Raw genomic sequence first — 14,355 nt, 5'->3', positions numbered from 1 at the left:
ACGGATGGTGCCGCGACCGGACAGGCCGGGGCGGGGGCCACGGCGGAGCAGGCGCGGCCCCTGATCGAGCTGCGCGACGTCAAGGTGCACTTCCCGATCAAGAGCGGGCTGCTGTTCGACCGTACCGTCGGCTACGTCTACGCGGTCGACGGCGTCTCCCTGTCGATCAACGCGGGTGAGACGTACGGGCTGGTGGGCGAGTCGGGGTGCGGCAAGTCGACGCTCGGCCGGGGCCTGCTGCGGCTGGTCGAGCCGACCGACGGTGAGATCGTCTTCGACGGCACCGACGTGCGCGCGCTCAAGGGCGAGTCGATGCGCAAGGCCCGCCGTCGGATGCAGATGATCTTCCAGGACCCGCTCTCCAGCCTGGACCCCCGGCAGTCGGTGGAGTCGCTGCTGGTGGAGGGGCTCAAGGCGCACGGCCTGGCCGACGACAAGGAGGCGACGAGCCGGCGGCTGCGGGACACCCTGCAGGCGGTGGGTCTGCCCGCCTCGGCGTTGAGCAGGTATCCGCACGAGTTCTCCGGCGGGCAGCGCCAGCGGATCGGCATCGCCCGCGCGCTGGTGCTCGACCCGGACCTGATCGTCGCCGACGAGCCGGTCTCCGCCCTGGACGTGTCGATCCAGGCCCAGGTGCTCAACCTGCTGGAGGACCTCCAGAACGAGCGCGGGCTGACGTACCTGATCATCGCGCACGACCTGGCGGTGGTCCGGCACATCGCCGACACCGTCGGGGTGATGTACCTGGGCGGGCTGGTGGAGGAGGCGTCCAGCGACGACCTCTACCGGGAGCCGATGCACCCGTACACGAAGGCGTTGATGTCGGCGGTGCCGGTGCCGGACCCGCTGGTCGAGGACCGGCGGGAGCGGATCCTGCTCGCCGGTGACCTGCCGTCGCCCACCAACCCGCCGGCCGGCTGCCGGTTCCACACCCGGTGCCCGTGGGCGCAGCCGACCCGCTGCGCCGACGAGCGGCCGGCGCTGCGCGAGGTCGTCGGCGGCCACCGGGTCGCCTGCCACTTCGCCGAGGAGATCGCCGCCGGGCGGCTGCGCCCGCACGAGGTCGAACCCGAGCTGGTCCGGCCGGACGAGGGCGGGGCGCCGGGCGACCCCGGTGAGCTGATCCCCACCCCGTGAGCAGGTGACAGGGCCCCCTTCCCGTCGACGGGAAGGGGGCCCTGTCCGGGTGTGCGGCGGCGGGTCAGCCCTCGGGGCGGTGCAGCAGGGCGAGCGCGACGGTGTGCACGGCGTCGAGGTCGGCCGGGTCGGCGAGCCGGGCCGTCCCGCCGGTCACCGCGTACCACTCGTCGGCGTCCTTGTACTGCACGGTGAGCGTGGCCTGGCCGTCGGCGTACCGGGACTTCAGGGTCAGCTCGCCGGTCACCACGCCCACCTCGTCGGTCATCACCCCGCCGGGGCCGGCGACCAGGTCGGCGGTCAGCTCGCGGGGCCCGCCGGAGCCGCCCGCGTCGGCGGTCATCCCCGCGCCCGGCACCGCGGCCGGGGCGGCGGGTCGCCCGTCGGCGGTCATCCCGGCGGTGGCCGCCGCCGTACCCGGCTGCGCGCCGTCGGCTGCCGTCGCCGGTGTGGCGGCCGGGTCGGTCCCGGTGTCGGCACCGGCCGGTGTCAGCGCTTGCTCGCCCATGTGCAGCCCCCCAACATGTCGGTGATGGCGGCCTTCTCGGCGCTGGTCACCGTCAACTTCCAGTGGTGCTTGACCTCTACCCAGTGTTCCGCGTACGTGCACCAGTAGGCGCGGTTCGGCGGTTTCCACTGCGACGGGTCCTGGTCACCCTTGGACCGGTTGGAGCTGGCGGAGACCGCGAAGAGCTGCGGTCGGGTCAGGTCGTTGGCGAAGTCGCCGCGCTTGGCGTCGTCCCACTCGTCGGCCCCGGAACGCCACGCGTTGGCCAGCGGCACCATGTGGTCGATGTCCACGTCGGAGGGGTCGGTGAAGGTCCGCCCGTCGTAGACGCTCTCCCACCGCCCGCCGACCACGTTGCAGCCGGAGAGCCGGATGTCCTTGCCGTCGCGCTGGAGCACGCTGTCCCGCACGTCGCAGTTCTTGCCGGTGTCCCGCCAGTGCGGGAACCGGTTGCGGCTGTAACCCTTCATCGAACCGGCCTCGGCGACGGTCAGCTCCGAGAGCTGCTCACCCACGTTGCCGGAGCTGCCGGGTGGCGCCTCCGGCTCCTCCACCGAGACGTCACACCCACCCGCGCCGAGGGCGAGCAGCGCGGCAAGGGCCGCCGCCACCGCCGCGCGGCCTCCTGATCTGGTACGCACAGACGACACCTTTCCAGCTTGCGGGCTTCCGGCGATCCCGCACAGTACCCAAGGCACGGTTTCCGCGTTTCGTGGCGTCTCCGGTCGAGGGCGTGCAGATTGGTACCCATGACCGCACCCGCTCACGCGCTCCGCATCCGTACCACCGCCGGGCGGGGGACGCTGCTCGCCGCGATCCTCGCCTCGGGCATGGTGTTCCTGGACAGCACCGTGGTCAACGTGGCGCTTCCCCGACTGGGTGCCGACCTCGACGCGACCGTCGCCGGTCTGCAGTGGACGGTCAACGGGTACGCGCTGATGCTGGCCGCGTTCGTCCTGCTCGGTGGGTCGCTGGGGGACCGGTTCGGCAGGCGGCGGATCTTCCTGATCGGGGTGGTCTGGTTCGCGGTCGCCTCCGTCCTGTGCGGGCTCGCCCAGGACACCAACCAGCTGATCGCCGCCCGGTTCCTCCAGGGCGCGGGCGGGGCGCTGCTCACCCCCGGGTCGCTGTCGGTGCTCCAGGCGAGCTTCCACCCGGACGACCGGGGCCGGGCGATCGGTACCTGGTCGGGGCTGTCCGGGGTGTCCACCGCGCTCGGCCCGTTCGTCGGGGGATGGCTGATCGACGCGCTCTCCTGGCGGTGGATCTTCTTCATCAACCTGCCGCTCGCGGCCGGGGTGCTCCTGGCGGCGGTGCGCTGGGTGCCCGAGAGCCGGGACGAGAACACCTCCCGCACCGCCGGCCGGCGCTTCGACATCGCCGGGGCGCTGCTCGGCGCGCTGGCCCTGGGTGGGCTCACCTACGCCCTGATCGACGCCCCGGTACGCGGCCCGCGCTCCTGGCCGGTGCTGCTCGCCGCCGTCGTGGGCGTCCTCGCCGCGGTCTGCTTCGTGCTGCTGGAACGGCACCGGGGCGAGGGGGCGATGCTGCCCACCACGCTGTTCGGCAGCCGGCTCTTCTCGGTGCTGAACGTGTTCACCGTGCTGGTCTACGCCGCGTTGAGCGGGTTCACCTTCTTCCTCTCCGTCTACCTCCAGAACGTCGTCGGCTGGTCGGCGCTGCGGACCGGGCTGGCCACCGTGCCGATGACCGTGCTGTTGCTGCTCGGTTCGGCGCGGGCCGGGGCGCTGTCGGCGCGGATCGGCCCCCGGCCGCTGCTGACCGTCGGCCCGGTCGTCGCCGCCGCCGGCCTGCTGCTGTTGCGCCGGGTCGGGCCGGGTGCGTCGTACTGGTGGGACGTGCTGCCCGGGGTGCTGCTGTTCGGGATCGGGCTGACCCTGGTGGTGGCCCCGCTGACCGCGTCGGTGCTGGCCGCCGTGGCGGACCGGTTCGCCGGGGTGGCCAGCGGCTTCAACAACGCCGCGTCGCGCACCGGCGGCCTGCTCGCGGTGGCCGCGCTGCCGCTGCTGGTGGGCCTCTCCGGCACCGGCTACGAGCAGGCCGGCGCGCTCACCGACGCGTTCCGGGGTGCGATGACCTGGTGCGCCGGCCTGCTGCTCGGCGGCGCGCTGCTGGCCGGCCTGCTGGTGCACCGCCCGGCGTCCGCCGACGGTGCGCCGGACCTGGTCGCGCGCCCGGCCACGAGCAGGTAGCGGCTCTGCCGAACTGTCACCTGGGGGTGAGGAGGGTTTCAGTCAACACCACCAAGCCGGTCGGTGACTCACACTGCACCCGTATGACGAGTTCGTCGGTCTTCTCGACATCGACCGAAAGCTGAACCGGGGCACCCTGCCTGGTCGCCTTGCCGCCGCGATCCAGCCGGTTGACCGTGTCGTCCTCCTGTTTGGTGGAGGTGATCACTGATACGTAGGCCTTCGCCTGCGAATCGTCCGGGAAGTAGGGCCGAATGATGGTCGTGAGATCCACATAACGGCCCAGCAGTGGATAGGTGACCTCCCGGTACTTGTCTGCTGAGGTGTTTCGTGGGCAGGTAATGGTGATCGGGCGCTGGTAACCGGGCTGACCACGTAGGGCCCGTGGTAGATCCACCAAATTGTCCTTCCCGCCCTGCACCTCCAAGGTGTCGAGGTGGACGCCGTTCGGAGTTCCCTGCCCGCCGGCAGGCTCCCCCGTATTCTCTTGATCGACCCTTCCTCGATCGCCGGCTGTTTGGGCGGATGCAGTAACCGTTGTCCGGCTAGCTGACGCCGCAGGATCGGAATTGGGTTCACGTTTCTTGAGATCGAGGTAGTCGCGTCCCAGCGACGCGGCGGCTATGAGGATGCCCAGCAAGGTCAGGGCAATCGTCAAGCGACGACCGCGTCTCGACCCTTCGTCGGGCTGGTGGCCACGGCTCTCTGCTGGGCGGAGGTTCTCAACGTCGGCCACGTATCTCCTCGAATGTGATCCACTAATGTTCGGACGGCATCTATCATCCGGATGATCGGACTCCATCCCTAACTGGCCGATGTCGTTTATGCGACAGTGGATCTCGTTGTTTCTCGGATGGAGGGGACTGCAGAATTCCCTGCTACAGATTGCAGGAGGTTCTTAGTGGTTCTACCAAACGATGGGAACGCGCCAAGCAGTCCCGCTGCTCCGCCGACGGCGGGCGACCAGTTGGATGCCGCTTCCCATCCGCAACCCGTGAATTCCGATAGTCGTTCCCCCCGTGGTCGGGGCGTGGCTCTCACTGCCTTGGGAGTTTCGGTCCTGGCGCTGTTGCTGGCGTTCGGGTCCGCTTTGTTCGCCTGGCGCGCGGTCGACCAGGCCAAGGACGCGAAGTCGTTCGCGCTGGGTAACCGCCCGGCGACTATTGCGCCGCCACCGAACCCTTCCGGTGCGGCCCCGGCCACCTCGGCGCCGGCATCGAACCTCCCGTCGGAACTGCCGTCGGGAATCGACGACGTTCCGCGCTCGCCGGGCGAGGCGCCGGTGCTGACCGAGCAGACCGTCTACGAGCCCAAGTACCAGAAGCAGCCGATGGTCCTGCAGGCCGCGTGTGGACGCGCGATGTACGCCGACCTGGACGAGCCGAGGGCCAAGAACGATGACGACCAGGCCGAGATCAGTCTGTCGACCAGCTGCAGCTCCAACCAGCCCATGCTCCGCCTGATGGACGGGGTGGAGGGCAGCGAGGACGCCCGTCCCGGCATGACACCGAAGGAATGCGCCGACAAGATCCGTAGCGCGTTGGTCGGACGGGACGCGCCCATCCCGGTGCGCAAAGGTACCGCCCTGTGCATCACGACCAGTTACCAGGATGCGCGGGAGCGCAGGGATCAATGGCGGATGATCCTGATGCAGGTGGTCGGCGTCTCCAACGACGGCGCGGCCACGGTGGAGTTGTCGGCTTGGAACATCCCGGACTAGTTGCGCCGGGCCGCTCACCTGTGGCTCAGGCGCGAGGCCCGTGAGGGCCGCTGCTGCCGTCACGGGCCTCGACGTGTGGATCACGAATGGCGATGGGGCCCTGACGTGTTCCGTCAGGGCCCCTCCTCGCCGGGGATCAGTGCCGGGTGCGGTTGGTGGCGCTGGTGACGGCCTTGATGGAGGCGGTGACGATGTTGGGGTCGGTGCCGACGCCCCACACGGTCTGGCCGTTGATGTCGCACTCCACGTAGGCGGCGGCCTGGGCGTCGCCACCGGAGGAGAGGGCGTGCTCGTGGTAGTCCAGCACGCGTACGGCCACGCCCACCGACTGGAGCGCGTTGACGTACGCGTCGATGGGGCCGTTGCCGACGGCGGTGAGGGTGCGTGCCGCGCCGTCGACGACCACCTGGGCCTCGATCTCGACCTTGCCGTCGACGGTGCCGATCGTGTAGCCGGTCAGGTTGACGGCCGGGTCGACCTGGTGGTCGAGCAGGTAGTTGCGGGCGAAGATCTGCCACATGGTGCCCGGCTCGACCTCGCCACCGTCGTGGTCGGTGACCTGCTGCACGACGCCCGAGAACTCGATCTGGAGCCGGCGCGGCAGGTCCAGCTGATGCTCGGTCTTCATGATGTACGCGACGCCGCCCTTGCCGGACTGCGAGTTGACCCGGATGACCGCCTCGTAGGTGCGGCCCAGGTCCTTCGGGTCGATTGGCAGGTAGGGCACCGCCCAGGTGAAGTCGTCGATCGGCACCCCGGCCGCCTCGGCGTCGCGGGTCAGCGCGTCGAAGCCCTTCTTGATGGCGTCCTGGTGGGAGCCGGAGAAGGCGGTGTAGACCAGGTCGCCGGCGTACGGGTGGCGCTCGTGCACGGGGAGCTGGTTGCAGTATTCGACGGCCCGCTTGACCTCGTCGATGTTCGAGAAGTCGATCATCGGGTCGATGCCCTGGGAGAACAGGTTCAGCCCCAGCGTCACCAGGTCGACGTTGCCGGTGCGCTCGCCGTTGCCGAACAGGCAGCCCTCGATCCGGTCCGCGCCGGCCAGCAGGCCCAGCTCGGCGGCGGCGACCCCGGTGCCCCGGTCGTTGTGCGGGTGCAGGCTGAGTACCAGGCTGTCCCGGCGGGGCAGGTGCCGGTGCATCCACTCGATCGAGTCGGCGTACACGTTGGGGGTGGCCATCTCGACGGTGGCCGGCAGGTTGATGATCAGCTTGCGGTCCGGGGTGGGGTCGATCACCTCGATGACCTTGCCGCACACCTCCACCGCGTACTCCAGCTCCGTGCCGGTGTACGACTCGGGCGAGTACTCGTAGTAGATGTCGGTGTCCGGGGTGTGGATCTCGGCGTACTTGCGGCAGAGCCGCGCGCCCTGGGTGGCGATGTCGGTGATGCCGTCGCGGTCCAGGCCGAAGACCACCCGACGCTGGAGCGTGGAGGTGGAGTTGTAGAAGTGCACGATGGCCCGGTGCGCGCCGCGCAGCGACTCGAAGGTCCGCTCGATCAGGTGCTCCCGGCACTGGGTGAGCACCTGGATGGTGACGTCTTCGGGGATCAGGTCCTGCTCGATGAGCTGCCTGACGAAGTCGAAGTCGGTCTGGCTGGCCGAGGGGAAGCCGACCTCGATCTCCTTGTAGCCCATCTGCACCAGCAGTTGGAACATCCGTCGCTTGCGTTCCGGCGACATCGGGTCGATCAGGGCCTGGTTGCCGTCGCGCAGGTCGACCGCGCACCAGCGGGGGGCGGCCTCGACGTGCCGGGTCGGCCAGGTGCGGTCCGGCAGGTCGATCCGGAACTGCTGGTGGTACGGCTGGTAGCGCTGGTACGGCATCCGGCTGGGACGTTGCCGGGCGATCTGATCGGCGTCGGCGTCGGTGGTGACAGGTTGAGCCATGACGGAGTGCTCCCGTGGGTCAGGTGGCGTCAGCATTGCGAAGGTGTCGGCGGGTGTCGGGCGGCGATGCCCGGACGGTTGCCGAGATGGAGTTCGGATCTGCTGGACGGCGCGATTCGACTCCGCGACGGGGTGCCGGCCGGTCAGGCCCCGTCGCGGCGACCAAGGAGAAGGTACGCCCGCCACATGACAGAGTGACCCTACGTGATGAGCCGGGGGGTGCAAAGGTGGGTCCGGACTCTGAGATCCGAATCGCACCCGTCCCGGGCCGCCGGCCGAGGTGCCGCCACCACCGTTTCGGGCGGGGCGTCAGCCGAGCAGCAGGGCGTGGACCGGGTGCCGGCGGCGCAGCGCGGTCTCCCGGCGCAGCAGGTCCCCGGGCAGGGCCGACGGGTCGCCGAGCGGGCCCACGGCGGTCACCACCAGCGGGCGTACCCCGGTGGGCAGGTCCAGGTCGGCGGCGAGCGCGGCCCGGTCGAAGTCGCGGATCTGGCGCACGTGCAGACCGAGGGCGGTGGCCTGGACGCTGAGGTGGGCGATCGACTGGCCCAGGTCGTACGCGCACCGCTCCGGGTCGCCCGCGACGTGCGCGCCCAGCAGCAGCGCGGCGGCGTGCCGGGCCCAGCGCTGGTCGGCCCCGGTGAGGCTGACCAGGATGCGTTTCCAGGTCTCGTCGTCGCGGCGGCCGAGGGCGAACCGCCACGGCTGCGTGTTGCCGGCCGACGGGGCCCAGCGGGCCGCCTCCAGCAGGGACGCCGCCTCGTCGCCGGTCAGTTCGGCGGTCGGGTGGAACGCCCGGGGGCTCCAGCGGAAGGCGAGCAGCGGGGTGAGGTGAGCCATGCGAAGAGAATCCCGTATGGGGTATTTGGCGGATTAGCCCACTATGGCAAATGTGGTCAAGGCCACCCGTAACCCCCCGAACAGGGTCAGGACGTTTCCGGGCTCGGCTCCGCCCACGAACCCGACTCCCGGCCGAGCGGCTCACCGGGCACCACCGGCCCGGCCAGCGGCACCGTGTCGGGTGCCGGGCCGGGCGGTCCGGCCAGGGTCAACGTGCCCAGCGCCGCCCGGACGAAGGTGGGAGTCCCGTCCGGCTGGTAGCAGTAGATGCCCACGTCCAGCGGCGGGTGCAGCGAGGCGGCGGTGCTCTCCACCGCGTAGCAGGTCCCCGGCACCCCGGGTGGCGTGGTCGCGGTGGAGACCGACAGCGCGGTACGCCGGTCGGTGAGCACCTCCAGCCAGTCGGTGAACGGGTGCTGCACCCGGGGGTCCAGCCGGTGCGGCACCGCGTCGTCCCGGTCGCCCAGCCGTACGCAGCTCGCCGGCTCGGGGCGGCCGGCCGACGGCAGGCCGCACTGGAACAGCCCGTCCCGGGTGGCGGTGAGCGCGACGTCGGCCGTCCCGCCGAGGGCGCCCCCCGGCACGTCCACCCGCCAGCTGCCGTCGTTCGCGCTGGTCACGGTGATCTCGCGGGTCGGGCCGCCGGTGCCGGCCAGGGTGTACCGGGCGGTCAGGTGGCGGTCCCGGGCGGCGGCGGCCAACGCCGCCAGCTCGTCGCGGGCGCTGTCGACCTCGACGGGCGCCGGAGCGAACGGCGACCCGGTCGGCGGGGTGTCCGGCCCGGCGGAGGCGCAACCGGTCGGCAGCACCAGCACCGGCAACACCGCCAGCACCGACCGGAGCGGCCACCCCCGGCGGCCTGGCGGTTGCGGGGGCGGTGGGATCGGGTGGGGATGGGCGTGCACCGGGTCATTCTGCGCCCGGCGACCGCCCCGGACGACCCCGCCCGGGCCGGGCGGGTCAGGTCGCGTCGCCGGCCCGGACCCCGCTGCGCGGCGGTGGCCTGCGCCGGATGGTGGGATCACCCGACCCGCACTCGCGTACCGCCCGATACCCTGGGGTGGTCTGACACGCGCCGCCGGACTTCAGCCGGCGGCGTCGGCACGCTCAGGGTCGTCGCTGGGAGGGAGTGCGCCGTCGTGGCACTCGTGGTGCAGAAGTACGGCGGGTCCTCCGTCGCCAACGCCGAGCGGATCAAGCGGGTGGCCGAGCGCATCGTCGCCGCCCGCAAGGCCGGCGACGACGTGGTGGTGGTGGTCTCCGCGATGGGGGACACCACCGACGAGCTGCTCGACCTGGCCAACCAGGTCAGCCCCCTGCCGCCGGGCCGTGAGCTGGACATGCTGCTCACCGCCGGGGAGCGGATCTCCATGGCGCTGCTGGCCATGGCCATCCACAACCTGGGGTACGAGGCACGCTCGTTCACCGGCTCGCAGGCCGGCGTGATCACCACCTCGGCACACGGCCGGGCGCGGATCATCGACGTCACCCCCGGGCGGCTCAAGGGCGCGCTCGACGAGGGCGCGGTGGTGATCGTGGCCGGCTTCCAGGGCGTCTCGCAGGACACCAAGGACGTCACCACGCTGGGCCGGGGCGGCTCGGACACCACCGCCGTGGCGCTCGCCGCCGCGTTGCACGCCGACGTCTGCGAGATCTACACCGACGTCGACGGCATCTTCACCGCCGACCCCCGGATCGTGCCCAACGCCCGGCACATCCAGCACATCACCTACGAGGAGATGCTGGAGTTGGCCGCCTGCGGCGCCAAGGTGCTGCACCTGCGCAGCGTGGAGTACGCGCGCCGGGCGGGCTTGCCGATCCACGTCCGTTCGTCATACTCGACCAACACCGGCACCATGGTCACCGGATCGATGGAGGACCTTCCCGTGGAACAGGCACTGATCACCGGGGTTGCCCACGACCGCAGCGAGGCGAAGATCACGATCGTGGGGGTGCCCGACGAGCCGGGCGCCGCCGCCAGCATCTTCGACACCGTGGCCGGTGCCGAGATCAACATCGACATGATCGTGCAGAACGTCTCCACCGAGGGCACCGGGCGCACCGACATCTCGTTCACCCTGCCCAAGGCCGACGGGCCGACCGCGATGGCCGCGCTCAGCAAGATCCAGGAGCCGGTCAAGTTCAAGGGCCTGCTCTACGACGACCATGTGGGCAAGGTGTCGCTGATCGGTGCCGGCATGCGGTCGCACCCCGGCGTCGCGGCCGGTTTCTTCGCCGCCCTCGGCGCGGCCGGCGTCAACATCGAGATGATCTCCACCTCCGAGATCCGGGTCTCCGTGGTCTGCCGGGACACCGACCTCGACCGGGCGGTACGCGCCATCCACGACCAGTTCGAGTTGGGCGGCGACTCCGAAGCCGTGGTGTACGCGGGAACCGGGCGGTAGCCCCGATGGGACCGCAGCCCACCCTGGCCGTGGTCGGGGCGACGGGGGCTGTCGGCACCACGCTGTGCGACCTGCTCTCCTCCCGACGCAACGTCTGGGGTGAGATCAGGCTGATCGCCTCGGCCCGCTCGGTCGGGCGGCAGGTGCGCTGCCGGGGCGAGGAGTTGACCGTCGGCGCGCTCACCCCCGAGGCGTTCGACGGGGTCGACGTGGCGGTCTTCGACGTGCCCGACGAGGTGTCGGCGCACTGGGCGCCCGTCGCCGTCGAGCGGGGCGCGGTGGTCGTCGACAACTCGGCCGCGTTCCGGGCGGACCGCGACGTCCCGCTGGTGGTGCCCGAGATCAACCCCGAGCAGGTGCACCACCGGCCCCGGGGGATCATCGCCAACGCCAGCTGCACCACCCTGACCATGATCGTGGCGATCGCCCCGCTACACCACGAGTACGGCCTGCGGGAGCTGGTGCTCGCGTCGTACCAGGCGGTGTCGGGGGCGGGGCAGGCCGGAGTGGACGCCCTGCACCTGCAACTCGGCAAGATCGCCGGGGACCGGGTGCTCGGCTCCCGACCCGGCGACGTCCGGCAGGCGGTCGGCGACGAGCTGGGTCCGTTCCCCGCGCCGCTGGCGTTGAACGTGGTGCCGTGGGCGGGGTCGCCGGCCGAGCAGGGCTGGTCGTCGGAGGAGATGACGGTCCGCAACGAGTCCCGCAAGATCCTCGGCCTGCCCGACCTGAAGGTCTCCGCCACCTGCGTACGGGTGCCGGTGGTGACCGGCCACTCGGTCGCGGTGCACGCCGTTTTCGCCACCGAGGTCGACGCCGAGGGGGCCCGGGAGGCGCTGCGCAACGCCCCCGGCGTGATCCTGGTCGACGACCCGGAGGCCGGGGAGTTCCCGATGCCCATCGACGCGGTCGGCACCGACCCGGCCTGGGTCGGCCGGATCCGTCGGGCCGTCGACGACCCGCGCGCCCTCGACCTCTTCGTCACCGGCGACAACCTGCGCAAGGGCGCCGCCCTCAACACCGCCCAGATCGCGGAACTCGTAGTCAACCCCCGCCCCCGCCCCTAACCCCCACCCCACCCCACCCCCCACTCACCCGCGCCCACCCCCACCCCGTGTCGATCAAGGAGTTGTGGGGCCCGCCAAAGGCGTGAGTCGGGGCAAAAAGCCCACCACGAGTCCATGATCGACGGGGTGGGGGCGGGCGGGGCGGGGCGGGGCGGGGTGGGGGTGGGGCGGGTGGGGTCAGGGGGTGGAGAGGTGGACGCGGTTTCGGCCTTGGTGTTTGGCCGCGTAGAGGGCCTGGTCGGCGCGGTGCAGGGTGCGGTCGGCCGGTTCGCCGGGGAGCGGTAGCGCCACACCGACGCTGATCGTGCGGCCGGTGCGGCGGGCGGCCTCGGTGAGCCGCTCGGCGATGCGGACCGCCTCGTCGGCGTGGGCCACCTCGATCACCGCGACGAACTCGTCGCCGCCGGTGCGGTACAGCTCGTCACCGTGCCGCAGCGCCGCCTCCAGGGCGCGGGCCAGCCCCACCAGCAGCCGGTCCCCGGCCTGGTGGCCGTACGTGTCGTTGACGCTCTTGAAGCCGTCCACGTCGATGGCGAGCAGCGCGGTACGCCCGGGGGTGGCCGCCGCGATCCGCCGCCCGAACGTGCCGGTGTGCCGCAGCCCGGTGAGCGGGTCGAGGCTGGCCTGCTCCCGCAGTTGCGCCAGGGTACGCAGCCGCTCCAGGGCGGCCCACGCCTGCCCGGCGAGCAGTTCCATCAGGTTGACCGTGGTCGGGTCGGGGTGCAGCAGCCGTTCGTCGGCGACCAGCAGCACCCCGCCGTCGTCGGGTGGGCCGACCGGCACCGACACCAGGGTGCGTACCCCGGCACGGGCCAGCGCCTGGTGTTCCTCGGTGGGCGGGCAGCCCGCCTCCCCCAGGGTGTACGCCGCGCCGTACCGGTGGGCCCGCGCGACGAGCCGGTCGAGCTGCGTGGTCGGGACGTCGGCCAGGGCGGACCGGACCCGCGCCTCCCACTCGGTGGGGACGGTGGTGGGCGCGGCCACGCGGGGGCCGTGCCGGCCGGCGAGCACCAGCACGGCGGTGGAGAGGGTGGAGACCTCCCGGGCGGCGGTGAGCGCGGCGGTCAGCAGGTCCCAGTCGGTGGGGGCGGCGGTCATCGCGGTGGCGTGCCGGAGCAGTTTCTCGCTGCGGCTCTCGGCGGGCGGCCCACCCAGCGCCGCGATCCGGGCACCGAGCCGCTCGGCGAGCCGGTCGGCGGTCTCCCGCCACGGCGCGAGATCCACCGGCCCGCTCCACTGGAGGTCGAGCACGCCGATCGGCCGGCCCTGCGGGTCCGGCACCGGTACGCAGATCTCGGCCGTGACGTCGGGGCGCAGCGGCAGGTAGTCGGGGTCGGCGTTGACGTCACCGACGGCGGCCCCCACGCCGGAGGCGTACACCCGGCCGACGATGCCCGACTTCGGCGGGACGGCGGAGAAGACCTGCCAGGCCCCGGTGGCGGCGATGCAGCGCAGTCGGTCGTGCACCTGCAGCAGGACGGAGATCGTGGCGGGGGCGTGCCGGGCGAGTGCGGTCACCGTCCACCGGCAGGCCTCGGCGGCGGTCGACGCCATCGACAGGCGGACCGTGACGTCCCTGACGACTCGCTCGTGATCCACGTTCTTCCAGGTGGGAGAGGGCCCGGCGGGTGCCGGGGGCTGCGACCAAGCGTACTCAGCGGTGAACGGTCGGTCGCACCAAGATCACTTTGTTCGTACGCATGTTTCATCCACAGGGTGTGGACAGGGCCTGTGGGCGATAGCGTGGGGAGCCCGGCGCGCGGGAGGGGGCGGCGTGGAACTGCTCTGGTACGTCGCCTACGGGTCGAACCTGCACGCCGCCCGGCTCGGCTGGTACCTCTCCGGTGGTCGGCCGCCCGGCGGGCTGCGGACGTACCCCGGCTGCCGGGACTGCCGACCGCCGCGCCGGACGCTGCCGGTGCTGATCCCCGGTGGCATCTACTTCGCCGGCGAGTCCCGGGCCTGGACGGGCGGGATGGCCTTCTACGACCCGACGCTGCCCGGCGTCGCGGCGGCCCGCGGCTACCTGCTCACCCGGGCGCAGTTCGCCGACCTGGCCGCCCAGGAGATGTACCGGCCGCCCGGCGACGACCTGCCCGCGCTCGACGTGGCGGTGGCCGACGGCCGGGCCACCCTCGGCCCGGGGCGCTACGAGACGCTGCTGCGGGTCGGCACCCGCGACGGGCTGCCGATGCTCACCTTCACCGCACCGTGGCGGGCCGCCGACGTGGCGTGGACCCCGCCCGCCCCGGTCTACCTGCGGATGATCGCCGAGGGGCTGCGGGAGGCGCACGGCTGGACGCCGGCCGAGACGGTCGACTACCTGGCCGACCGCCCCGGGGTGGCCGGGCACTGGAGCCGGCACCGACTGGTCGGCCTGATCCGCCCGCCGGACGAGTGCGGATCGGTGGAAGGGACGCCGTCGCCTGACGATCGCGCCATCCATGATCACCATTAGGGTCCCGCTGCTGGGACTGGCGGACCGGATTGGCGACGCGGCGCATTTCCGGTCCACAGTCGCCGGCCCGCGTCGATAACCTCGGCTCACTTTCCGTGACCGGTCCCCGTGGACGC

General features: G+C 72.0%; 13 protein-coding genes. 6 read left to right on the top strand and 7 right to left on the bottom strand.

Features of this window, described 5'->3' with window-relative positions:
• Positions 1-60: 60 nt before the first annotated feature.
• Entirely contained in the window at positions 61-1,137 is a 1,077-nt protein-coding gene (locus tag ACN261_RS07285; RefSeq protein WP_421486943.1) for an ABC transporter ATP-binding protein, read from the top strand.
• 64 nt (positions 1,138-1,201) lie between these two features.
• On the opposite strand, the gene ACN261_RS07280 is transcribed toward ACN261_RS07285, so the two are convergent.
• Positions 1,202-1,645 (bottom strand): hypothetical protein, encoded by a 444-nt coding sequence (locus tag ACN261_RS07280; RefSeq protein ID WP_421484533.1) that lies wholly within the window; start codon positions 1,643-1,645, stop codon positions 1,202-1,204.
• A complete protein-coding gene (locus ACN261_RS07275) occupies positions 1,627-2,286 on the bottom strand; it encodes an HNH endonuclease family protein (protein WP_088643797.1) in 660 nt (219 codons plus the stop codon). Before ACN261_RS07275 ends, ACN261_RS07280 begins: the two co-directional genes overlap by 19 nt.
• A 108-nt stretch (positions 2,287-2,394) precedes the next feature.
• Here ACN261_RS07275 and ACN261_RS07270 point away from each other — a divergent pair, with 108 nt between their 5' ends.
• Positions 2,395-3,858 carry an MFS transporter gene (locus ACN261_RS07270; RefSeq protein ID WP_425849093.1) on the top strand — a complete coding sequence of 488 codons (1,464 nt, stop codon included), beginning with the start codon at positions 2,395-2,397 and terminating at the stop codon, positions 3,856-3,858.
• Positions 3,859-3,874: 16 nt separating this feature from the next.
• On the opposite strand, the gene ACN261_RS07265 is transcribed toward ACN261_RS07270, so the two are convergent.
• Positions 3,875-4,594: a hypothetical protein gene (locus ACN261_RS07265; RefSeq protein ID WP_425849091.1), complete on the bottom strand. Its 720-nt coding sequence runs from the start codon at positions 4,592-4,594 to the stop codon at positions 3,875-3,877.
• A gap of 294 nt (positions 4,595-4,888) precedes the next feature.
• Between ACN261_RS07265 and ACN261_RS07260 the strand changes: the two genes are divergently transcribed.
• Positions 4,889-5,578, top strand: a complete 690-nt coding sequence (locus tag ACN261_RS07260) for a hypothetical protein (RefSeq protein WP_425849088.1) — start codon at positions 4,889-4,891, stop codon at positions 5,576-5,578.
• A gap of 136 nt (positions 5,579-5,714) precedes the next feature.
• On the opposite strand, the gene leuA is transcribed toward ACN261_RS07260, so the two are convergent.
• The 3 genes from leuA to ACN261_RS07245 all read right to left on the bottom strand — a co-directional run bounded on the left by leuA (position 5,715) and on the right by ACN261_RS07245 (position 9,142).
• Entirely contained in the window at positions 5,715-7,469 is a 1,755-nt protein-coding gene (gene leuA, locus ACN261_RS07255; RefSeq protein ID WP_421484531.1) for a 2-isopropylmalate synthase, read from the bottom strand.
• Positions 7,470-7,778: 309 nt separating this feature from the next.
• Complete coding sequence (locus ACN261_RS07250; protein WP_421484530.1) at positions 7,779-8,309, bottom strand: nitroreductase family protein; 531 nt, start codon at positions 8,307-8,309, stop codon at positions 7,779-7,781.
• A gap of 86 nt (positions 8,310-8,395) precedes the next feature.
• Positions 8,396-9,142, bottom strand: a complete 747-nt coding sequence (locus ACN261_RS07245; RefSeq protein ID WP_425849084.1) for a hypothetical protein — start codon at positions 9,140-9,142, stop codon at positions 8,396-8,398.
• A 306-nt stretch (positions 9,143-9,448) separates the two neighbouring features.
• Here ACN261_RS07245 and ACN261_RS07240 point away from each other — a divergent pair, with 306 nt between their 5' ends.
• Both ACN261_RS07240 and ACN261_RS07235 read left to right on the top strand, forming a co-directional pair.
• Complete coding sequence (locus ACN261_RS07240; RefSeq protein ID WP_088643814.1) at positions 9,449-10,714, top strand: aspartate kinase; 1,266 nt, start codon at positions 9,449-9,451, stop codon at positions 10,712-10,714.
• A gap of 5 nt (positions 10,715-10,719) precedes the next feature.
• Positions 10,720-11,781: an aspartate-semialdehyde dehydrogenase gene (locus tag ACN261_RS07235; protein WP_425849081.1), complete on the top strand. Its 1,062-nt coding sequence runs from the start codon at positions 10,720-10,722 to the stop codon at positions 11,779-11,781.
• Positions 11,782-11,958: 177 nt separating this feature from the next.
• On the opposite strand, the gene ACN261_RS07230 is transcribed toward ACN261_RS07235, so the two are convergent.
• Positions 11,959-13,380 carry a diguanylate cyclase gene (locus tag ACN261_RS07230; protein ID WP_425849079.1) on the bottom strand — a complete coding sequence of 474 codons (1,422 nt, stop codon included), beginning with the start codon at positions 13,378-13,380 and terminating at the stop codon, positions 11,959-11,961.
• Between the two features lie 175 nt (positions 13,381-13,555).
• On the opposite strand from ACN261_RS07230, the gene ACN261_RS07225 reads away from it, so the two are divergent.
• Positions 13,556-14,239, top strand: a complete 684-nt coding sequence (locus ACN261_RS07225; protein ID WP_425849076.1) for a histone deacetylase — start codon at positions 13,556-13,558, stop codon at positions 14,237-14,239.
• Positions 14,240-14,355: the final 116 nt, after the last annotated feature.

This window comes from Micromonospora sp. WMMD723 (assembly GCF_049863385.1).
Taxonomy (GTDB): Bacteria; Actinomycetota; Actinomycetes; order Mycobacteriales; family Micromonosporaceae; genus Micromonospora; species Micromonospora wenchangensis.
This window is presented reverse-complemented; position numbering and strand designations above follow the sequence as displayed.

What these genes read in the sequence shown, in the direction of transcription:
- ACN261_RS07280 (WP_421484533.1), bottom strand. Translation starts at nt 1,645, where the DNA reads ATGGGCGAGCAAGCGCTGACACCGGCCGGTGCCGACACCGGGACCGAC.
- ACN261_RS07270 (WP_425849093.1), top strand. Translation starts at nt 2,395, where the DNA reads ATGACCGCACCCGCTCACGCGCTCCGCATCCGTACCACCGCCGGGCGG.
- leuA (WP_421484531.1), bottom strand. Translation starts at nt 7,469, where the DNA reads ATGGCTCAACCTGTCACCACCGACGCCGACGCCGATCAGATCGCCCGG.
- ACN261_RS07250 (WP_421484530.1), bottom strand. Translation starts at nt 8,309, where the DNA reads ATGGCTCACCTCACCCCGCTGCTCGCCTTCCGCTGGAGCCCCCGGGCG.
- ACN261_RS07235 (WP_425849081.1), top strand. Translation starts at nt 10,720, where the DNA reads ATGGGACCGCAGCCCACCCTGGCCGTGGTCGGGGCGACGGGGGCTGTC.